The 20667-nt window shown below is 33.4% G+C and carries 21 protein-coding genes, 2 tRNA genes and 1 pseudogene; 13 read left to right on the top strand and 11 right to left on the bottom strand.

The annotated features are described in order from the left end of the window. Positions 1 to 234: 234 nt before the first annotated feature. The 5 genes and pseudogenes from FP435_RS07555 to FP435_RS07570 all read left to right on the top strand — a co-directional run bounded on the left by FP435_RS07555 (position 235) and on the right by FP435_RS07570 (position 2761). The gene (locus tag FP435_RS07555; RefSeq protein ID WP_265483676.1) at positions 235 to 798 is read left to right on the top strand and encodes an ECF transporter S component; all 564 of its coding nucleotides are present in this window, start codon (positions 235 to 237) and stop codon (positions 796 to 798) included. Continuing rightward, positions 788 to 1102 carry an ATP-binding cassette domain-containing protein gene (locus FP435_RS07560; RefSeq protein ID WP_265483677.1) on the top strand — a complete coding sequence of 105 codons (315 nt, stop codon included), beginning with the start codon at positions 788 to 790 and terminating at the stop codon, positions 1100 to 1102. Before FP435_RS07555 ends, FP435_RS07560 begins: the two co-directional genes overlap by 11 nt. Then, a pseudogene (locus tag FP435_RS08450) lies at positions 1090 to 1173 on the top strand (hypothetical protein); the annotation flags it as partial. The gene FP435_RS07560 and the pseudogene FP435_RS08450, both read left to right, overlap by 13 nt. A gap of 24 nt (positions 1174 to 1197) precedes the next feature. Beyond that, a complete protein-coding gene (locus tag FP435_RS07565) occupies positions 1198 to 2106 on the top strand; it encodes an ATPase, T2SS/T4P/T4SS family (protein ID WP_265483678.1) in 909 nt (302 codons plus the stop codon). Then, complete coding sequence (locus FP435_RS07570; RefSeq protein WP_265483679.1) at positions 2096 to 2761, top strand: energy-coupling factor transporter transmembrane component T family protein; 666 nt, start codon at positions 2096 to 2098, stop codon at positions 2759 to 2761. The genes FP435_RS07565 and FP435_RS07570 overlap by 11 nt, the downstream gene beginning before the upstream one ends. Here FP435_RS07570 and rlmH read toward each other — a convergent pair. From rlmH to yycF, 7 genes are all read right to left on the bottom strand, one after another. Then, positions 2752 to 3231 carry a 23S rRNA (pseudouridine(1915)-N(3))-methyltransferase RlmH gene (gene rlmH, locus FP435_RS07575; protein ID WP_265483680.1) on the bottom strand — a complete coding sequence of 160 codons (480 nt, stop codon included), beginning with the start codon at positions 3229 to 3231 and terminating at the stop codon, positions 2752 to 2754. The two genes, FP435_RS07570 and rlmH, sit on opposite strands and share 10 nt — an antisense overlap. A 71-nt stretch (positions 3232 to 3302) precedes the next feature. Further along, positions 3303 to 4499 (bottom strand): S1C family serine protease, encoded by a 1197-nt coding sequence (locus FP435_RS07580; protein ID WP_265483681.1) that lies wholly within the window; start codon positions 4497 to 4499, stop codon positions 3303 to 3305. An 82-nt stretch (positions 4500 to 4581) separates the two neighbouring features. Further along, complete coding sequence (locus FP435_RS07585) at positions 4582 to 5379, bottom strand: MBL fold metallo-hydrolase (protein ID WP_265483682.1); 798 nt, start codon at positions 5377 to 5379, stop codon at positions 4582 to 4584. Between the two features lie 2 nt (positions 5380 to 5381). Continuing rightward, positions 5382 to 6206 (bottom strand): two-component system regulatory protein YycI, encoded by an 825-nt coding sequence (locus FP435_RS07590; RefSeq protein WP_265483683.1) that lies wholly within the window; start codon positions 6204 to 6206, stop codon positions 5382 to 5384. Between the two features lie 6 nt (positions 6207 to 6212). Then, positions 6213 to 7508, bottom strand: a complete 1296-nt coding sequence (locus FP435_RS07595; RefSeq protein WP_265483684.1) for a YycH family regulatory protein — start codon at positions 7506 to 7508, stop codon at positions 6213 to 6215. Then, positions 7498 to 9348, bottom strand: a complete 1851-nt coding sequence (walK, locus tag FP435_RS07600; protein WP_265483685.1) for a cell wall metabolism sensor histidine kinase WalK — start codon at positions 9346 to 9348, stop codon at positions 7498 to 7500. The genes FP435_RS07595 and walK overlap by 11 nt, the downstream gene beginning before the upstream one ends. 45 nt (positions 9349 to 9393) lie before the next feature. Beyond that, positions 9394 to 10101, bottom strand: coding sequence for a response regulator YycF (yycF, locus tag FP435_RS07605; protein WP_265483686.1), 708 nt, complete (start codon positions 10099 to 10101; stop codon positions 9394 to 9396). Positions 10102 to 10233: 132 nt separating this feature from the next. Here yycF and FP435_RS07610 point away from each other — a divergent pair. From FP435_RS07610 to FP435_RS07640, 7 genes are all read left to right on the top strand, one after another. After that, positions 10234 to 10306 (top strand) — tRNA-Lys (locus FP435_RS07610). Positions 10307 to 10413: 107 nt separating this feature from the next. Then, positions 10414 to 10486: transfer RNA gene (locus FP435_RS07615), tRNA-Lys, on the top strand. A 119-nt stretch (positions 10487 to 10605) separates the two neighbouring features. After that, positions 10606 to 11946 (top strand): FAD-dependent oxidoreductase, encoded by a 1341-nt coding sequence (locus FP435_RS07620; RefSeq protein WP_265483687.1) that lies wholly within the window; start codon positions 10606 to 10608, stop codon positions 11944 to 11946. 114 nt (positions 11947 to 12060) lie between these two features. Then, complete coding sequence (locus tag FP435_RS07625) at positions 12061 to 12807, top strand: 1-acyl-sn-glycerol-3-phosphate acyltransferase (RefSeq protein ID WP_265483688.1); 747 nt, start codon at positions 12061 to 12063, stop codon at positions 12805 to 12807. 13 nt (positions 12808 to 12820) lie between these two features. Next, entirely contained in the window at positions 12821 to 13657 is an 837-nt protein-coding gene (locus FP435_RS07630; RefSeq protein WP_265483689.1) for a glycosyltransferase, read from the top strand. An 81-nt stretch (positions 13658 to 13738) separates the two neighbouring features. Beyond that, positions 13739 to 14692 (top strand): glycosyltransferase family 8 protein, encoded by a 954-nt coding sequence (locus tag FP435_RS07635; protein ID WP_265483690.1) that lies wholly within the window; start codon positions 13739 to 13741, stop codon positions 14690 to 14692. Then, on the top strand, positions 14689 to 15546 hold the full coding sequence (locus FP435_RS07640; protein WP_265483691.1) for a lysophospholipid acyltransferase family protein: 858 nt from the start codon (positions 14689 to 14691) through the stop codon (positions 15544 to 15546). The genes FP435_RS07635 and FP435_RS07640 overlap by 4 nt, the downstream gene beginning before the upstream one ends. An 84-nt stretch (positions 15547 to 15630) precedes the next feature. Here FP435_RS07640 and FP435_RS07645 read toward each other — a convergent pair whose 3' ends face one another. Further along, on the bottom strand, positions 15631 to 16242 hold the full coding sequence (locus FP435_RS07645; protein ID WP_265483692.1) for a PepSY domain-containing protein: 612 nt from the start codon (positions 16240 to 16242) through the stop codon (positions 15631 to 15633). A 174-nt stretch (positions 16243 to 16416) separates the two neighbouring features. Between FP435_RS07645 and FP435_RS07650 the strand changes: the two genes are divergently transcribed. Then, entirely contained in the window at positions 16417 to 16752 is a 336-nt protein-coding gene (locus tag FP435_RS07650; RefSeq protein ID WP_265483693.1) for a hypothetical protein, read from the top strand. 419 nt (positions 16753 to 17171) lie between these two features. Here FP435_RS07650 and FP435_RS07655 read toward each other — a convergent pair whose 3' ends face one another. From FP435_RS07655 to brnQ, 3 genes are all read right to left on the bottom strand, one after another. After that, positions 17172 to 18086 carry a proline-specific peptidase family protein gene (locus FP435_RS07655; RefSeq protein ID WP_265483694.1) on the bottom strand — a complete coding sequence of 305 codons (915 nt, stop codon included), beginning with the start codon at positions 18084 to 18086 and terminating at the stop codon, positions 17172 to 17174. Positions 18087 to 18399: 313 nt separating this feature from the next. Then, positions 18400 to 19047 carry a nitroreductase gene (locus tag FP435_RS07660; protein ID WP_265483695.1) on the bottom strand — a complete coding sequence of 216 codons (648 nt, stop codon included), beginning with the start codon at positions 19045 to 19047 and terminating at the stop codon, positions 18400 to 18402. Between the two features lie 78 nt (positions 19048 to 19125). After that, complete coding sequence (brnQ, locus tag FP435_RS07665) at positions 19126 to 20484, bottom strand: branched-chain amino acid transport system II carrier protein (protein ID WP_265483696.1); 1359 nt, start codon at positions 20482 to 20484, stop codon at positions 19126 to 19128. Between the last annotated feature and the right edge of the window lie 183 nt (positions 20485 to 20667).

Genomic DNA, 20667 nt, shown 5'->3' on the forward strand with positions numbered 1-20667 from the left:
GTTGATTAAAAGTCAATATATTAAATTACAAAATTTCATCTTCGTAAATATAATAACACTTTTTATTAAACTATCAACTATTTTTGATCCCTTTTTTATCAATTTAAAAAACCTAGATTTTTGTTGATATACCAGTAATTTAATGTTATTTAATATTTTTTATTTTATTTTTATTATATAAATAATTAATAACATAATTTTTTAGAATTTACCCTTATTTTGTGAGTTATAACTATGAAATTTAAATCTTATACTATTAATAACATCATTTTCATTTGTCTTTTAGGAATTATCTGGGGTTTTATTTACACCTCAAGTGATCTCCTTTATAATCTCCTTACTTTAGCCCTAACTCCTGTCGGTTTTGGGCCTTTAGCTAACGATATTGTGCTCGGTCTTTGGTGTATGGCAGGGCCTTTAACCGGATTTTTAATTAGAAAACCTGGTAGTAGCTTTTTAGGAGAATTTTTAAGTAGCTTAATGGAAACTTTTTTTATGGCACAATGGGGAATGGCGAATATTATTTCTGGTTTTGTTCAAGCAACTGGCAGTGAAGCTGGATTTTTCTTAACTGGCTATAGATACTACAATTTTTTTACGCTTACTTTAACAGCTACCACAACTACAATTTTTAGTTTTGCCTATGACTATTTCAAAAATGGCTATAACCTCTTCCCTTTTTCCAGGCTAATCATTTACTTTATTGTGCGCTGGTTTTCACTATTTTTATTTAGTGCTGTCTTAGTTAGCCAAATCCTCAAATTAGTTCAGAAAGCTGATATTATTCATGACTATTAAAGTTAAAAATCTCAATTTTGCTTATCATCAAAAAGACATCTTCAAAGACGTTAATTTTTCCTTACCTACTGGTTCTTTTACCTTACTTACTGGTAGTAATGGCAGTGGTAAATCCACTCTCTTAAAGTTAATTGCTCATTTATTACCGGCTGGAAAGGCAATTGTACGGCCTAAAAATTGGACTATGATTTTTCAAGATCCAACTAGTCATTTCGTCATGCCAACTGCTTTAGAAGAATTAATTTTTAGCTTAGAAAATCTCACTATCAGTTCTACCCTTGCTAAAAAAAGATTACCCAAGTAGCTACAGCCTTACATCTTACTTCCCTACTTAACCAACCTTTACAGACCCTATCTTCTGGGGAAAAGCAACGTGTCAGTTTTGCAATTGCAACCATTATGGAACCTGAACTACTCTTACTTGATGAAGCATTTAGTAATTGTGATCCTTCAAGCCGCAAGCTGCTTTTAAAGCAATTACTCGAATTCAAAAAAAGAGGAATGACAATTGTTGCCATTGATCATCAAACTCAAGGTTACGAAAGTCTCGTTACTCACCAATTAACTATCACAAACAAGAGTGTTCACTTTACTCCTTTCACTCCACCTGTGGCTAACCCTTCTAAAAAAACGCTCTCCCTCCCCGTCCCTAAAAATAAAATTTTTACCTTAAATAATTATTCTTTATCCCTACCTCAAAAAACTCTCTTAAACAACGTTACTAACTACATCCCTCAGGGGATCACCCTTCTCACAGGTGAAAATGGTAGTGGTAAATCAGCATTTTTTAATTCACTCATTAAAATGATGCCTTACCAAGGCCACTTACTTTACCAAGAAAAAGAAGTCCGTAAATTACGGCAAAAAAAATACCTCACCACAGTTGGTGAAGTATTTACTGATAGCACTCCTCAATTTTTAAAGCTTACTGCTGCCGCAGAAATTGCTACAGCTAGACGAAAAACAAAGTTTTTTTCGCAAAAAGAAATTGACCAAATGATTAAAGAACTCAACCTTCCTGATTTAGATCAATCCATTTATACTTTATCAGGCGGTCAAAAAAAGAAGCTCCAAATTCTTTTAATGTTGTTAGAAAATCATCGTGTTCTTTTGCTAGATGAGCCTTTGACTGGACTTGATTACGATAGTCAACAACTTGTTTGTAAGTGGCTCAAAAAAAGTGCTCGCTCTAAAAATATTGTAATTATTAGTCATCAAGTTGGTCCTTTAAGTGAAATTATCAACTATCACTTACACTTAAAAGATCAAAATTTAGTTTTTGAAAGTAGTCTTAACCTTGAATCCTAGTTTAAAATTCTTCTTATTTTTAATAATTTCTCTTGAAATATCTTTTATCCCCAATTTGGTTATTAACCTAACTTTTTTGGCAGGTTCTTTACTTTATCTTTTTATAAGCAAATATTCTCTCAAAAAACTTGCTCTCATTATTGTCTTTGCCTTTCCAGCTGCCTTTGCAATCTTTAGCTCCCTTTATTGGTTTAGTGATGAGCCAAACTTAATAGCAGCTTGGACACTCTTTACAAGAATGTATGTCTTAATCTTTTTAGGAGTTATCCTAATTAACACCACTCCTCCTCTTACGCTCGCTCGTTCATTAGAGCAAAACTTTCATCTCCCTACTAAACTTGTTTATGGCTGGCTAGCTGCTTTCAACTTTATTCCACAAATGCAAGTAGAACTCAAAAAAATTAAAGTTGCCACATTAATGCGGGGGCAAAATCTTTCTTGGTGGTCACCAAGTTTATATTTTAAAGCTATTCTACCTGCCTTAGCTCATAGTGAAGAATTAAGTGAAGGAATGTTAGCTCACGGCTTTGGTCGTTATTCAAAACGTAGCAAAATAAAAACCATCCCTCTCACTTGGAAAGACTGGCTTATTTTTATTTTCTTTTTGCTTTTTATCCAAATATTTTTTATTTTTTGTACAAAATTTTACTTATGATACGGACTACCGTTATTTATCATGAAAGCACGATAAATTTGCTCACTAAGTACCAACCGCATCAATTGATGAGGCATCGTGAACTTACCAAAGCTAATTAATTGATCTGCTCGTTTATTAACAGCCTTACTAGTGCCTAAACTTCCTCCAATGACAAAAGTAATATCAGAATGACCATAGGTAGCTAAATCAGAAATTTCTTTAGCAAATTCTTCACTAGTTCTTTCTTTACCTTTAATCGCTGTTACAAAAACATATTCTTTATCCTTAATCTTACTTAAAATTCGCTTTCCTTCAATTTCTTTTACTTTTTCCATTTCAGCGGGGCTTAACTTTTCGGGAGCTCTTTCATCCGGCACTTGTACAATTTGCATCTTGGCATAACGATCCATCCGCTTCAAGTATTCAGCAATTCCATCTTTAAAGTACTTTTCCTTGAGCTTACCAACGCAAACAATTTTAATATTCAATTTTACTTCTTTCCTTCTTTAAAAATTTATACAAAAAGCTACAAAGCAAAACTTTGTAGCTTTTTAACTGTCTAATTTAAGGTTACATTAATGTCTTTACTTTTACCATCACGAATAACTTGTACTGTAACATGATCGCCAACTTTATGGGCATAAAGCACAGTGTGAAGACTTGCTACATCACTAATATTTTTATTATCAACCTTAGTAATTACATCTCCAGCTTTAATCCCTGCTTTAGCAGCAGTGCCATTCTTGGTCACTGAAGCTACTAAAACACCACTTTTTACATTGGAAGATACACCCAGTTGTTTCTTAGCATAATCAGTTAACTCACTGATTGAGGCAACTCTAATTCCTAATTGCGGACGGGTAATCTTACCATTTTTAACTAATTCATTAATAATCGTTACTACTTCATCACTAGGAATTGCAAAACCCATTCCTTCAACCGAAGTACCATCGCCTGATGAAGAAAGCTTCATTGAGTTAATCCCAATTACTTGGCCTGATTCATTAACAAGAGGACCACCTGAGTTACCAGGATTAATCGCAGCATCTGTTTGAATTACTGTCGCCTGGTTAGTAACTTGACCATTTGAATTAGTTACATCAATTGTTCTACTTTTTGCAGAAATAATTCCTTGAGTTACACTACTTGCATATTGACTACCTAAAGGAGAACCAACTGCTATTACAGGTTGACCAGGTTCAAGATTTTTTGAATTACCAAACTGAGCAGTTTGAGTTACATATTTGCCATCAATTGTTAAAACAGCTAAGTCAGTTTCAGCATCAGCTCCAACTTTTTTGGCAGTTACTTTTTTACCATTGCTTAAAATTACTTGTAAAGCATCACTACCTGAAACCACATGATTATTAGTTACAATATAACCTTTACCATTAGATTTCATGTAGATAACTCCTGAGCCTTCACTGTAAGTTTCAAGATCTGATTTAGAACTTGATTTAGAAGAACTTGAAGAATCACCAAAAATTCCAAAAGGATCTGAACTACTAGTAGAACTTTGACGCTTTAAATTCACCACTGAAACAACAGTATTTTTAACTGTATTGTAAGCCGCTGTCATTTCACCTGAATTTTTACTAGTATTTTTAACAGTTTTTACAATTGGAGTACCAGATTGACTAGCACTATCATTATTAACTTGTGATAACCCAGCATAAGCAACTCCACCACCTAAAAGTCCTGCTACTACACCGATAATTCCTGTTTTTACTAAATTATTTGTCTTCTTTTCAGTCATAAATATCTTCTTCCTCGTTTTTCTTAATTATATAGCTTAAGAACTAAATTTGAAAAAATAGTGAATTTCTTCTCCGATTTTTTTAAATTTCAATTAAGTTAGTTGGAGTTTCTACAGCTGTATCAATAATCTCGACATCAGCAGGTAAATTTGCATCCCCTTGAACTAAGATCTTTTCAGCTGCATCATGAGCCTTAAACTTTGTATTATTCTCCTGACTGCGGTGTGCTAAAAAAATGTGTTCTGTATTAGGCTTCACCACATCTAAAAGTGCCTCACCAGCTTGCTGGTTAGATAAATGACCTACATCTGACAAAATTCGATGCTTTAAATCCCATGAATATGGACCATTACGTAATAATTCATCATCATAATTAAATTCAATCAGGTAACCATCTGCTGCAGCAATCTCACTCTTTACTTTACTAGAAACATAACCAGTATCAGTCAAGCAGGCAAATCTTTTACCATCACTTTTAAAAACATAATATTGAGGTTGAGCTGCATCATGACTTGTAGCAAAGCTAGTGACTTCTAGATCCCCAAAAGTTTTGGTCTTTCCTGGTTCAAAAGCATTAATTTGATTTACGGGCAATTTCCCAATCTTACCAGTTTCATTTAAGTACTGCCATGTCCCAGAATTAGCATAAGCATTGATTTGAGGATAACGGCGCATTAACACTCCTAGTCCTCCCGAATGATCATGATGATCGTGGCTCAGAAATACCATGTCAATTGTTTTAATGTCCACTCCTACTTTTTCTAAAAGTAGTTTTGTCTTTTTTCCAGAAAGACCTGCATCCATCAAAATATTATGCTGCTTAGTTTGAATTAAACTTACATTGCCAGTTGATCCACTAGCTAAAACAGAAACTTTCAATTCTACATTCCCTTTTGATCATTAATCATTGCCCCTGTAAAGGCGTTTACTTTTTTGTAAGTAACTGATTTATTGTCGTTATTTTCAATCGCCGCTACCCAACTTGGTAAAAAAATCACACTTCCACGTACTTGGACTAACTTCGTATAAGCAAATTTAATCCACAATACTTTGGAATTATTTGGCAACTCACTGTATGTATACAAAGAACGAATCGCTGCTTGAGAACTAATCGTTGTTTGTCTTTCTCTAACTGGAAATACTTTATTAGTGTAGCGTTGATAATAGGAAACAATTTGATTATCTTTTAAGTTAATATGAAGTCTTGCTCGGTTTGCATAAAGAACTCCATAAGGCGTTTTTTGTAAAAAAACATAATCTTGTTTACTGGATAAATCAGCTACATACACATAATCTTTCCCATTATAAACATACTGAGAATTGTCTTTAAATTTTTCTATTTCTTTTAAAGCTTCTTTTTTATTTTTACTGACCTCAATTGGTTCAGCCAACTTTGCTGTCAAACTTTTTTCGTTAGTATTTGGGGCAAGTATCAAAGCTTCACCATCTAGTTGCTTTTTAGCTTGAGTTATCCATTTACTATCACTAGAAGCTGCCAAATAATAGCCACCTGACTGTTGATTATTAGTAGCTGGAACTTTAATATTATTATTTTGCAGTTCTTTAGCCAAAGTAGTTGAATTTTTTAAATTATACTTAGGAGTATTAGAAAGTAATTTCGGTGCTTGAATAATTTCGACTCCAAGAAAGATATTTATTCCAATAAAAACAATCAAGAAAATCCATTTTATTCGCTTAAAATCCATTCTTTCTTACTCCTTTCCTTGAGCTTGAGTGATCCATTCATTCATTGACTGCCATTTACCGTTGATCTTAACGTAGTATGCTGGTGTCAAAGTTACCAACCGGGCAGATTTATCATTATCTACTTTACTGGTATAACCGACTATAATACGAGAAATTTTACTTTTATCATAGCCAGCTGCTTCTAATTGATTTAATGCTTCTGCTGTTGGCTGTAATTTTTTCTTACTGCCATCATTTGGAATTGGAATTTGTAAGTCTAAACTATTAAAGTTTATTTTTAAACCATTCGTCGCAAAATTAATTTTAGCGCGAGAATTATATTTACCAGTTAAAAAGACTGGGTATTCTTCAACATAATTTTGATAAATCAAAACATTATTATCAGCATCAAAAAAGTGTAAATCTGGTTCACTCAAGCCAATTTTTCTTACGTAATATAAACTAGAAGTCAATTTATCTGTCACCGATTTCGGGCTCTTTGTTTCACCATAGTTTACATATTCGTAGTCATTATTTTTCTTAGAAGCAATTAAACGTTCATAAACTCCATTTGAATAAGTAATTGAATTAGTAGAATTTCTTTGATTAATTGAGCCTGTTCCTAATAAGCGATATACAAAATAAGAGTCAGCCTGGTGATCAGTCAAATAACTATAAATTGGTAAAGAAGTTGACTTTTCAAAAAAGGTTAAATACATGTTATCCAGACGGTAGAGACTAACTGGCAACTGAGTTTTCGTTTCACGAATCTTTTGATAAAAATTATCAAATTTTACTTTATTAACTGGAATTTTATATAAGCAATAATCTGCGTCATTACCTAAATAAATATATTTTTGACCATTAACTGGAACAAAAAACCGATTAAATTGGCCATTGTTTATCTTCTTTAATCCTGTTAAAAATAAAGAAATTGTAATTTGATCTGGGTAAGTTAATTGAACATAATTTTGATTTTTTAGTAAGTCATCATATTCAGATTTTGATTTTCCAATTTTTTCTGGGATTACACTTTTTAGACTTTGAGTCATATTAGAAAATTGCAAAGGTAAATTTCCCCGCCCTGCATATACTTGATAAAGTTGACTACCTTTATAGTACATAATCTTTGTTGGCATATAAATTTCTCGCAGAGATTTTTGTCCCACCTGTTTATTAGGAGATTGATTAGAAGTTTGCTCAATTTTTGTAAATCTAGAATCTGAACTCCAAATATAGCCAGATAAGCCAAGTGAAGTTAGAATCATAACAACTAATGCAATTGTTAACGCATGATCACTAATTTTATTTTTAGATTTCATCCCAATTGTCTCCTTCCTCTGCCATTGATTCAAATGGTAGTGAAATGTAGAAAGTTGAGCCGTGACCTTCAGCACTATCAGCCCAGATTCTACCATTGTGAGCTTCAACAATTTCTTTAGAAATTGCCAATCCTAAGCCCGTTCCTCCTTGCTTTCTTGAACGAGCCTTATCAACCCGGTAGAAACGATCAAAAATTTTATTTAAGGCTTTGCGTGGAATTCCTAATCCTTGATCAGAGATACTTAAAATAATATGATCTTTAGCTTTTAGTAAGCGCACTGTAATTACTCCACCATCAGGTGAATATTTAATTGCATTATTCATAATATTATCAATTACTTGCATTAATTTATCTGTATCAATTTCAACCCACAGATCTTGATTATTCAACTCGCGCTTAATTGTGTATTTTTTATGATGATCATTTTTTTCATCAGTTTTGATCATCATATCAAACCGATTCAAAATATGGCTTACAAAGTCATTAATATTGACCCATTCAAGATCCATCTTAGCTACTCCACGATCCATACGTGATAAAACCAGCAAATCATTAATCATTCTAATCATTCGCTGGGTTTCATCTTGAATAACCTTTAAGAAATGTGGGGCAATCTTTGGATCTTTCCAAGCTCCATCATTCAAAGCTTCTACATAGGCTTGGAGACTAGTTAGGGGCGTTCTTAATTCGTGTGAGACATTTGAAACAAATTGTTGCTGCTCACGTTCATTTTTTTGTTGTTCTGTTACATCATGTAAAACACACACCATCCCTGAAACAAAGCCAGTTACTCTTTTAATTAAAGAAAAGTTGGCATGCAAGATTAATTCATCAGGACTGTTAGGATTAATTGTTACCAGTAGCTCTTGCTGGTTACTCATTAAATCCTGCATTGTGATATCTTTTAAACCTAAGACCTTAATAATTGATTTTCCAATAACCTCAGATTCAGGTTTTTCCAAAAAATTCAAAGCCGTTTCGTTAATAATAGTAATATTTCCATGACGATCAGTTGCAATTACGCCATCAGTCATATGAGACAAGACGCTGTCTAAGCGCCGACGTTCGCTATCAGTTGCTTCTTGCGTTTTCTCAATTCTAACTGACAATGTATTAAATGCTTTAGCAAGTTGTCCTAGCTCATCATTTGCATAAACTTTTACTTTCCCTGAATAATCACCATCTGCAATTCGCATCGCCCGCTGACGAATTTCTTCAATTGGCCGTGTAATGGCTCGTGAAATTACTAATGAAACGATTGCTCCTAATAACGCCGCCACCAAAGAAGCAGTTAAAAAAGTCAAAGATACATTGCGGATATTATTGAACACGCTTTGCATACTAGCCCGAACATAAATTGCCCCCACATTAGTATTAGTACCATTAGTTGCAGTTAGAGGCGTAATTTGAATCATATTATTACCATTTTCATTTTCAACTTGTGAAATTTGTTTTCCATTGGTAATCGCATCTTTAATCTCGTTACTAGTATCTCTTTGACCAACACGTGCTTGATCATTAACATTAGAAACTGCTCTAATTACTTGTTTATTATCCACAATTATCATTTGATTAATTGCATCATTATTGTAATTTGTAACAATTTTACTCAGTTGCTTGTTAGCACTTTGAGTGTTTGCTCGACTCAACTGGTTTGCAATTTGATTACTAATGATACTTGGTACTTGAATAGAAGTTTCAAAGTTTTGAATAGAACTTTGCTCTAGCTGCCTAGTAAAATAAGCACCAATTATTTCAATTGTGGCTAACAGCAGTAACATAAAAATCATTGCAATTTTAAAATTTATTGAATTAGCAATTTGTTTTAATTTTTTCATTTTCCCCACAAAAGAAGGCCACTAAATTTAGTGACCTTACCTTCCTTAATCATCAGCTGGATTTTTTACATAATACCCTACTCCACGCCTAGTTACCAAAATGGTTGGTGAAGAAGGATTGTCTTCTATCTTTTCTCTTAGACGTCGTACAGTTACATCAACTGTTCTTACATCTCCAAAATAATCATAGCCCCAAACTGTTTGTAGTAAGTGTTCACGTGTCATTACTTGATCCATATATTGAGCTAAATAATGAAGTAATTCAAATTCTCGATGAGTCAATTCAATCTTTTCTCCATTTTTTTCAGCAATATAGGCCTCAGGCATAATTACTAAATTACCAATTGTGATATTTTTATTTTCGTCATCTTCAGTTGCTTTTTGACTAAGATCACGTCGCCGTAAATTGGCCTTTACACGTGCTACTAATTCACGATTAGAAAAAGGCTTAGTTACATAATCATCTGCACCCATTTCCAATCCAAGGACTTTATCAATTTCTGTATCTTTTGCAGTTACCATGATAATTGGCATATCATGTGTTTTTCTAACTTCTCTTGCTACTTCTAGTCCATCTTTTTTAGGAAGCATCAAGTCTAAAATCATTAAATCAGGATTATACTCTTCAACACGCTCTAATGCTTCTTCACCATCATAAGCGGTTTCTACTTCAAAGCCTTCTTTAGTAAGGTTAAATTTGATGATATCCGAAATTGGTTTTTCATCATCTACCACTAAAATTTTTTTCGGCATTAGATTTTCCTCCTATTTCTTCTACTTTTATTATACTGGTTTATCGACTTTTTTGAAATTTGCAAAAAAATTTTAAAAACTTCTTGCTTTTTTATTTTCTTATGGCATAATAATATTTGTTGGTTATCCAATGGGTGGTTAGCTCAGCTGGCAGAGCAACGGACTCTTAATCCGTGGGTCCAGGGTTCGATCCCCTGACCACCCATCTTTGATAAAGCGTTACCTGAGGTAACGCTTTTATTTTATTTTTACTCAAAAACTTCTTGCTTTTTTATTTTCTTATGGCATAATAATATTTGTTGGTTATCCAATGGGTGGTTAGCTCAGCTGGCAGAGCAACGGACTCTTAATCCGTGGGTCCAGGGTTCGATCCCCTGACCACCCACTACTTCATATTTTAGCACTACAGAATGTAGTGCTTTTATTTTACACTTTTTTAATTTTTTTCTTCAGTCTTTGTTGTTAGAATAAAAGTAAATCAGATTTTCCTTAAGGAGGCTTTTTATGAAAGTTGCTATTATTGGTTGTACTCATGCTGGAACCATCAGTGCAACACAAATTCTAACCAATCATCCTGACACTGAAGTAACTATTTACGAAAAAAATGATAATGTTTCTTTCCTATCTTGTGGAATTGCTACTTATTTAGGTGGTATTACCAAAAACATTGATGACATGTTTTATTCCAGTCCTGAAGTATTAACTAAGCTTGGTGCAAGTGTTAAATTAAAACACGAAGTAACCAGTGTTGATTTAAAGAATAAAACTTTAACTGTCACTGATTTAACCACTAACCAAACACATACTGATTCATATGATAAATTAGTAGTTACTACTGGTTCTTGGCCAATTATTCCTAATTTACCTGGAATCAATAGCAAAAATGTTTACCTATGCAAAAATTATAATCATGCTAAAAAGCTCTTTAAACAAGCTCAAAATGCTAAAAACATTATTGTAATTGGTGGTGGTTACATTGGTGTCGAATTAGTAGAAGCTTACAGCACTCAAGGTAAGAATGTTACCTTGATTGATGGCCAAGATCGCATGTTAAGCAAATACTATGATAAGCGTTACACCGATATCGTAAGTCGTGATTTTGAAGAGCATAATGTTAAACTAGCATTTAACGAAATGGTTGCTGGCTTTGAAGATGACGCAACAGGTATTACGGTAAAAACTAATAATAATTCTTATCACGCTGACATGGCCATTCTTTGTATTGGTTTCCGTCCTAACACTGTCTTATTCAAAGACCAACTTGAATTTAATCCAGATGGTTCAATTAAAACTAATGGCTATATGCAAACTTCTAATCCTGATGTTTATGGCGCCGGTGATGCGGTAGCGGTTCACTTTAACCCTACTAACCACGAAGCTTACGTTCCTTTGGCAACCAATGCCGTCCGTCAAGGTATTTTAGTAGGAACTAATATTTTCGGCAATCAAGAAGTTTACATGGGAACTCAATCAACCTCTGGCTTACAACTTTTTGATAATTCAATGTCTTCAACAGGAATGACTCTCCAAGCCGCTCTTAAGGCTGGCTTTGATGCTGATAGCGTTACCTTTGAAGATAACTATCGTCCAGAATTTATGCCTAATAACAAAAAGGTGTTAGGTACCGTAGTATGGGATAAGAGTAACAACCAAATTTTAGGGGCTCAATTCATGAGTACTTATGATATTTCGATGTATGCCAATGCCGTTTCTGTAATGATTCAAAACCATAATACAATTAACTTTATGGCAATGGTTGACATGTTATTCCAACCTAACTTTGACCGGCCATTTAACTTTATTAATCTTTTAGGTCAACAAGCAGTTGCCAAAGCTAAAAAATAATCAAACTCAGTTTATTTTTAGAAGCAAAGAATGTCTTTGCTTCTTTTTTGTTATCTTTGAGCATTTCGGCAACAATACTATGTTTATCTTTAGAAATCCTTTATAATTAAGGATATGAAAAAATTTTATTATCATACTCTAGCTGATGATCTAGTTAAAAGTAAAAAACAAAATTTTAAACTAAGCGATAATTATCAAATCATTAATCAAAAATTTCCTAATGGATTAGTCAGGACTCTCGCCAAAGATTTTGCAGCTCTTTTAACCTATGGATATTTAAGAGTTAAAATTGTTGGCCGTCAAAAACTAGTTCCTTATCAAAATCAAGGGTATTTTGTTTTTGCAAATCATACTCAACCAATGAATGATGCCTTTATGCCAATTTTGCTTTTTGGCAAAAAACAATACTATGCCATTGCTGACCAAGCAAACTGGGGAATTCCCATCTTAGGCAAACATATCCTTCCTTATGGGGCTTTGCCTGTTGGCAATGATCTAAAGCAATCAATTAAATTAATCAATGCTATCAAAAAGCTCATCAAAACTGGCAATCATATTGTCATTTATCCAGAAGCCCATGTTTGGCCGTACTATACCCAGATTCGTCCTTTTCCTGAAACAAGTATGAATTTTCCTGTTTCTCTCAAGGCACCAAGTTTTGTCATGACAACAACTTATCAAGCGCCTAAACATGGCAAAAAGCCTCAAATTATTGTCTATATCGATGGGCCTTTTCTCCCAGATACCTCATTACCTAAAAAGGTTCAACAAGCTAAATTACATGATGAAATTTATCAAGTCATGCAAAAGCGTGCCAAATCAAGTAACTATCAATACTATCATTATCAAAAAGTAAATTAGAAAGTGATTTCAAGTGAATATTTTATTTTGCGGTGATTCTCATGCCGAAGACGGAGTTTTAATTGCCACTTTGTCTCTTTTAAAAAATTACCAAAAACCACTCCATTTATATGTTTTAACAATGACAGCTAAAAATGATACTAAAACTTTTAGTCCTTTTAGTATGCAAGCAATTAAGGTAATTAACCAACAACTTAAAGAAGTAAATGATAAAAGTAGCATTGAATTAATTGATATTACAGATCTTTACCAAAAAAATCCTCCACTTGCTAACCAAAATACTCGCTTTACTCCTTATGCCTTAATCCGTCTCTATGCAGATGAAATTCCTAATTTACCTGATCGCATCCTTTACTTAGATGATGACATTATTGTCCGAAAAGACATTACAGAATTCTATAATCAAGACTTAACTAATGTAGAATTCGTTGGCGTACTTGATTACTACGGTCGCTGGTTTTACCATGATGAATTCAAAGCCTTTGACTACGTTAACTCTGGTGTTTTACTTTTAAATATGGCTGAAATTAAGAAAACTCATCTCTTTGAAAAAGTACGTCACTTAATTAAAAAACGGGAAATGTTACTACCTGATCAAGCAGCTATTAATAAACTTGCTACTGAAAAAAGAATTGCACCTCGAAAATATAATGAACAACATCGACTGCAAAATGATACTGTAATTCAACACTTTACTACTAGTTTTCGTTTTTTCCCCTACTTTCACACCGTTACTATCAAGCCTTGGCAAGTTGAAAAAGTCCACAAAGATTTAAATATTTATGAATATGATGATATTTTGAATAAGTATCTAGCTTTAAAACCCAAACTTAAAGGACAGACTAAGTAAGAATCCTAAGCCTACTTGCTTAATCTTCCTTAGTCTGGTACTCTTGACCCAACTATAATTAATATTAAAGGATGAATGTTAATGACTACTATTCCAGTTTTTTATACTATTACTGATAACTATACTCCTTACGCTGGAGTCTCAATTCAGTCACTTATTAACCACGCAAACCCTAACCGTGATTACACTATCTATGTTTTAGTCCAAGAAATTAGTGAGCAGCACAAGCAAGCACTCAAGAATCTTGCCACAGATAATGTTCATATCAATATCTTTCATATTGACGATGAATTGTTAAAGCCAATCACTAATACCAAAGAAAACTACTTAAGGGGACAATTTTTCACAATGGCGATTTTTTATCGTTTATTTATTCCTGAATTATTCCCACAATATGATAAAAGTATCTATTTAGATGCAGACACAATTGTCAATACAGATATTGCTGAATTATATGATACTGACCTTGGCAATAACATGTTTGGCTCTGCTCCTGATCTCTCAATCCGTTACATGCCACTACTCCAAGAATATATTAAACAATGTCAAGGAATCTTCCCACCTGAAAAATATATCAATAACGGTGTGATTTTGTTCAACTTAAAAGCTTTTAGAGAGAAAAAATTTATCGACAGATTCTTGTATCTCTTAGGCAAATATCAATTTGATAATCTTGATCCTGATCAAGCTTATATGAATGAAATTTGTGAAGATTATATTTATCACTTAGATGGCAAATGGGATACTATGCCTAACGAAAGTATCCCTCCTATCAAGGATCCCAAAATTGTCCACTATAATCTTTTCTTTAAGCCATGGCATTTTGAAGATGTACAATATGGTAACTACTTCTGGGATGTCGCAAAAGAAACTCCTTTTTATGAAACATTAAAACAAGAATTAGCCAATTTTACTGATGCTGACCGTCAAAAGCAACGTGATGACTTAGAAAAAATGGCCCAACGTGTCAAAGAAATTGAACAGACCAATACTTGGGCAAAAGTGAAACAACAAGGAGAAAAAATTAAACTATGATTATTGGCGGTAACCGCGAAAAAGTTATTGAAAATATCAAAAAAAATGTCTTAAACAACGATTTTCACGCAAAAGCAGAAATTGGTGATCCAAAAATTAGTAACGCTGACAGCTTAAAGTTAGTGAACGATTTTTGGAAAACAAAGAAAAAAAATACTGATAAAGTGACCAGCTTTTTTACCAAGCAATTTTTTAAACAAGCAGCTCAATTGCTAGGCAAAAATGATAAAATTGATAATCCTCAAGATTTACGCAAAATTCCTCGGGCTTTTGTCACTTCAAATCACTTTAACCAACTAGATAGCTTGCCAATTGCCCGCCTTGCCAGCAAAAATCATAAAAATTTGTACTTTGTTATTGAAGACACCAATTTGCTTTTACCTAGCTGGATTGGTTTTCTCATGAAACATTTACCTACAATCCCACTAAGTCGCAGCATTCGTTATTTAGGGCGAGACTTTCCTAAGCATTTAAATGACGTATTAAGTAAAAATAATTGGATTTTAATTTATCCTGAGCAAGAAATGTGGTTCAATTATCGCAAACCTCGTCCAATGCAAAAAGGTACCTACTATTACGCCGCTAAACTTAACGTACCAATTATTTCTTGTTTTACTGAAATTAGAGATACCAAAAGCATTGAAAAAAGTGATCCCAACTTTTTCAAAACTCAAACTATTCTACATGTTTTACCAACGATTTATCCTAATCCTAAACTCAGTGTTGAGCAAAACGCCAAATTAATGTGTCAAAAAGATTATGAGCAAAAAATAGCTGCCTATGAAAAAGCTTATGGAAAAAAATTAGACTATAACTTTTCTTATACTGATATTGCAGGTTATCGCAAAAAATAAATTTCAATCAAATTTTTGCCTACAAAAAAAGAGCGTTCCTCAAAACGCTCTTTTTGGTTAACCAATAATTTTAGCTAGGAATAATTAATTTTCCTTCTCTACTTTTAGTACTTCTTTAGTTTTAGCATTAATTTGCACTTCATGTTTAGTAGTACCATCTACTACTTCAATTTCCCAAATGGTATTTTTACCACTTTGCTTCAAGTCCCACTTATCTGCTGTGCCACTTACTTTCTTTTCTGCAATCTTAGTTGCTTCATTGCGACTAATTAAGTTGTCAACATCTAAAGCTTTTTCATTCATTTCATCCAAATCAGCTTTTTCTGTCTTGTTTGAAAGGATTTTTCCACTAGTTGCATTAACTTTTACTTCATATTCATGGGTTTTATCAAAACCATCAATATTATAAACATAGCTTCCATTTTCTTTTTCTAGAGAAATTTCTTTAACTTCTTTTCCCTTATATTTTTCATGGAACTTATTGATTGCATCAGTTTGACTAAGCTTAATTTGGGCAGTTTTTACAGCAGTGCTAGCTGTCTTTTTAGCGCTGCTCTTATTACTTGCACTTGAGCTAGGAGACGATTGAGAACTCTTAGTATCTGAGCTTGAATTATCGGAACAAGCTGTTGCTGTTAACAAAAGCGCACCAGCTAAAGTAATGCTACCAACTAATTTTGTCCATTTTTTTGCCATAGGTTTCTCCTTAATTATATAACATCATCCATTAAATATACCGCTTACATTTATATATATAATTATTATATAATAAACAATTCATTTTAACCAATCTAAGCCCTTATTTTTTCAAAAATTAATAAATAAAGTTACAATGATAAAGGTAGAGAATTTTAATGGAGGACTTCACATATGAATAGACAAACAATGAACACTTTTTGGATAGTATTTACCATCTTATTAATTATTAGTATTTTTATTTCTCCACTATCTGTTTGGTACTTCCCAGTTAACCTTATTTTACTAATTGCCATTTATGCAGTTTACTACTACTTCATGCGGACTGGACAATATGCCTGGGCAATCTTTGAAGGTGTAATTTCAGCTATCTGGTTCGATAGTTACTTTAAATCACCTTTTGGCGCTGGTACTGATCATCCCATCTCAATTTGTTTTGCAATCATCGGTATCATTTTAACAATTATTGCAGTTATCTTTGAAATTAGAAAACATGAAAACGAAGAATAAACAAAAATGAAGTGCCTCATAATTGTTAGACATAAATCTAACAATTATGAGGTATTTTTTATCACAAAAAGGTCACAAATTAAAACATTTTATGCTTTTATATATAAGGAGATGGTAAAAATGAGTCCTGAGTTAGAAAATAGTATTGAAAAATCATTAGCAGAGTATGCAAGAGGAGATTATCAAACAGTCCACTCTACTGATGAATTGTTTAAAAAATTAGATAATTAAAAATGGCCGAAATTAACTTTACTCCTGAATTTATAAGAAACTATGAAAAATATTTAAGATATTACAACTTTGAGGGAATTCGCCATACATTAAAAGACAAGACCCCAATGGAATATTGGAATCTTGCCTTAGAAATATATTTAAAACTAACGTCCAATTTTAGGGGTTAGCTTCAAGTTGCTTTTGACTTATTCGCCTTTAAAACTTCCATCTTCCACACTGCGGATAAAGTCAGCTAGGTGCTTGTAATAAACATCTGGGTTATCAACCATGTGGTGGTGACCTCCATCTGGTGTAGTGACTAAACGTGAATTTGGAATTTCTTTTTGCATAGTCTTAGCAGTTGAAATTGGCATTGTTTCATTTTCACCAAAAGTAAGCAAAGTTGGCACCTTAATATTCTTCAACTGGTCTCTAAAGTGCCAGTCCTTCAACTTACCAGTAATAACAAATTCATTATCACCTTGAAAGGCATTATAAACAGCAGTTCCACCAAGATCTTTTAAGTGATAGAGCTTAGAAGGTTGCTTACGATCAACAAAGTTAATATTCAAGATTTGGACATCATCTTGGTAACGTTGATTATCATAGTCACCTTTTTCTTCACATTCATGCATGAAATCAATTTCAGTTTGAGGAAGGACTTCCTGACGTCGGCGGTTAACTGCTTCAACATATTCATCAATTTCATCAACCATTGAGGAAACAATTGCTCCTTTTAAGTGTTGACCATACTTAACAGCATATTCTTGAACTAAAAGTCCACCCCAGCTTTGACCAATTAAATAAAAGTTATCAAGGCCAAGCTTTTCTCGAACTTCATCTACTTCATCTAAAAAGTATTCGTAAGTTAAATACTTTTTGGCAATTTCGGGATCAGAATAATCTGGTTGATCAGAATACAAGGAACCTAATTGGTCATACATCGTTACTTGCACATCAAGACCTTGTTTCTTTAATTGAGCAGCTGCATCTTCCCAATATTCATGATTACCACCAGGACCACCATGAAGTGCCAAAAGATGAATATCCCCTTGACCTTGAGTATTTGTCCATAAATGATAACCATTGTCTAAGGTAATAATTTTTGAACCTGTTTGCATAAAAATCTCCTTTACGATTCTTCTTATTACTATTGTAACGTATTAGCACTTCATTTTCTAAAAGCAAAAAGCATTACCCTTCCACTAAATTGAGGTAATGCCTTCACGTCTGATGATAGACGAACATAATATCATTGTAATTTTATTATACTCTTTTATTCAATTATTATCATGGGTTATCGCACCATTTATTGTGGGACTAGTTGAGCGCTAGATGGATCGCCACGATAAACACTAACAGCCAATAAAAAAGCATTACCCTTCCTGATATGAACCCTAAAATTAGGACATATGATTGAGGTAATGCTTTCTCTTATTCACTAAATTTAGCAAAGTCTTCTAACTTACGTCGACTTGGCTTAAATTCATTTATACGTTCGTCATCAGCATATCCTAATGCAATTCCCATGAAAATCTTCTCATGCTCTGGAATATCAATATGCTTTCTAATTGAATCAGGGAAACGGACAATTTCATAAGCTGGAATTGAATCAATTCCCTTTTCAGCAGCTGCTAGCAAAATGCTTTGACCAAATGCTCCTAAGTCATAAAACATATAAGGAACAGCCTTTTCATCTACTGTGATGTAAATTAAAGCTTGCGCATTATATAAATGTCTTTGACGGTCTTCAAAAAAGCTATAGTCTGCCTTGGTAAAATCACTCAATTCCTCAGTAAATTTACCAACATTATCACTTGAATAGCGATCCATATCATCTGGCGTAATTGGCTTAATATCTGTCCAACTAATCGTTCCTTTATCTGCTAATTCCAAGTGTTCCTTCTTAATTGCTTCTAAAGCTTCACCTATCGCAACATGTACATGCCAAGGTTGAGCATTCTCCCAGGAAGGAGCAAAACTAGCTTCTGTTAAGATATCTTCAATGTCTTCTTTGCGAACCTTCTTATCAGAAAATTCACGTACTGCATGACGCTTCTCCATCAATTCTTTAAATGACATCGATTATCCCTTCTTTCTTTTATCTTCTCAGTTTCATTATAAGCCCTGAAACTAAAAAAATTCAAAGAAAGACAATCACTAAATTTGGGAAGTTTTGCGTCGATAAATGTGAACCAAAATTCCTAAAATAATTCCAATTATTGCTGGTACCATCCAAGTAATTCCCAAATTAGCTAATGGGAAATAGTGCAAGCGGAAGGCATCTACACTTTTAACGAAGTTACTACTCTTAAGCGGTTCTGGAAGAGAATAAATGAAATCTAGTACACTTGGAATTAAAGTTAAAATAATGGTAATCTTGTAAACCACATGATCTTTCTTAATTAATGGTGAAATCATTGATAAAACAATAACTACGATTGCTAAGGGATAAAGAAACATTAAAACAGGTACTGACCACTTGATTAATTCATCTAATCCAAAACAAGCAAATAAGGCTGAAAATCCGCAAGTAACAGTTAACCAACCACGGTAAGATAATCCACCAAAGTGAGATTGGAAATCTTCTGCAAATGAAGCTACTAACCCAACTGCGGTTGTTAAACAAGTTAAAACTATCAAAAAGGCTAAGAAGGCTTGACCAAAGACCCCAGCATAATAGGTAACAATTTGTGAGAACGCCTGACCACCGTCAGCAGATACTTTAAAATGTCCTAAAGACATTGCGCCCATTAAGACTAAAGCAACATAGATAACTCCAATTGCTAGCATTCCAATTGTCCCTGACTTCACCGTAATTGCTGCAATCTTGGCTTCCTTTTTCACACCCATCGTTTTAATAGCTGTTACAATTGCAACCCCAAACACTAAACCAGCTAATGCATCTAAAGTATTATACCCCTGCAAAAATCCATTAATAAACGCACCATGAGCGTATTCAGGTGTTACAGGTGCTGCAGCTGGGTTACCAAGTGGCTTAGCAAATGCTACTACAAATACTAAAAAGAGAGCCACTAAAAAGATAGGATTTAATACCTTACCTAAACTAGACAAGATGTCACTTTGCTTAAAAGCAATACCATAAACAACCGCAAAAAATAATACTACAAAGATAATTAATCCAATTCCTTGAAATTGCTTAGGTAAGAGTGCTTTAACACCGACAGTGTAAGACACAGTTGCTAAACGTGGTGTGGCATACAGAGGTCCAATTGTCAATTGAATAAGGGTCATAAATGCTAAAGCAAAAAATCCTCCCACTGGTTTACTTAAATCATAAACCCCATTACTACGAGTAATTGCAATTGCTAACAACGAAAGTAGTGGCAACGCAACCCCAGTTAGAAGAAAACCTACTGCAGCTTGTAACCAAGCAGCACCCGCAAGTTGTCCTAAATGAAGGGGGAAAATTAAATTTCCTGCACCAAAAAATAGTGCAAAAATCATTGATGCTACTACTAAATATTGTTTAGTAGACAATTTTTCTTTATCTTTCATAATTTCCTCCTAATTTTATTATTTTTTTAATTTTAACAAAAAAATCCCTTATCGGGTAGCCTTCAGTTAAAAATAATACAAAAAAACGGTTCGCCTAAGCGAACCGTTTTTTTATGTTATCTACGCTAATATCTTCCATAGAAATTAATTAGAAAGAGTAAGTTTGTTAGATGAAATTTTTAA

The sequence above is a fragment of the Lactobacillus sp. PV037 genome (genome assembly GCF_014522345.1).
GTDB lineage: Bacteria > Bacillota > Bacilli > Lactobacillales > Lactobacillaceae > Lactobacillus.

Coding starts and splice junctions, on each gene's coding strand:
- FP435_RS07555 (WP_265483676.1), top strand. CDS start 235: ATGAAATTTAAATCTTATACTATTAATAACATCATTTTCATTTGTCTT.
- FP435_RS07560 (WP_265483677.1), top strand. CDS start 788: ATGACTATTAAAGTTAAAAATCTCAATTTTGCTTATCATCAAAAAGAC.
- FP435_RS07565 (WP_265483678.1), top strand. CDS start 1,198: ATGGAACCTGAACTACTCTTACTTGATGAAGCATTTAGTAATTGTGAT.
- FP435_RS07580 (WP_265483681.1), bottom strand. CDS start 4,499: ATGACTGAAAAGAAGACAAATAATTTAGTAAAAACAGGAATTATCGGT.
- FP435_RS07590 (WP_265483683.1), bottom strand. CDS start 6,206: ATGGATTTTAAGCGAATAAAATGGATTTTCTTGATTGTTTTTATTGGA.
- FP435_RS07595 (WP_265483684.1), bottom strand. CDS start 7,508: ATGAAATCTAAAAATAAAATTAGTGATCATGCGTTAACAATTGCATTA.
- walK (WP_265483685.1), bottom strand. CDS start 9,348: ATGAAAAAATTAAAACAAATTGCTAATTCAATAAATTTTAAAATTGCA.
- yycF (WP_265483686.1), bottom strand. CDS start 10,101: ATGCCGAAAAAAATTTTAGTGGTAGATGATGAAAAACCAATTTCGGAT.
- FP435_RS07620 (WP_265483687.1), top strand. CDS start 10,606: ATGAAAGTTGCTATTATTGGTTGTACTCATGCTGGAACCATCAGTGCA.
- FP435_RS07625 (WP_265483688.1), top strand. CDS start 12,061: ATGAAAAAATTTTATTATCATACTCTAGCTGATGATCTAGTTAAAAGT.
- FP435_RS07635 (WP_265483690.1), top strand. CDS start 13,739: ATGACTACTATTCCAGTTTTTTATACTATTACTGATAACTATACTCCT.
- FP435_RS07640 (WP_265483691.1), top strand. CDS start 14,689: ATGATTATTGGCGGTAACCGCGAAAAAGTTATTGAAAATATCAAAAAA.
- FP435_RS07645 (WP_265483692.1), bottom strand. CDS start 16,242: ATGGCAAAAAAATGGACAAAATTAGTTGGTAGCATTACTTTAGCTGGT.
- FP435_RS07650 (WP_265483693.1), top strand. CDS start 16,417: ATGAATAGACAAACAATGAACACTTTTTGGATAGTATTTACCATCTTA.
- FP435_RS07655 (WP_265483694.1), bottom strand. CDS start 18,086: ATGCAAACAGGTTCAAAAATTATTACCTTAGACAATGGTTATCATTTA.
- FP435_RS07660 (WP_265483695.1), bottom strand. CDS start 19,047: ATGTCATTTAAAGAATTGATGGAGAAGCGTCATGCAGTACGTGAATTT.
- brnQ (WP_265483696.1), bottom strand. CDS start 20,484: ATGAAAGATAAAGAAAAATTGTCTACTAAACAATATTTAGTAGTAGCA.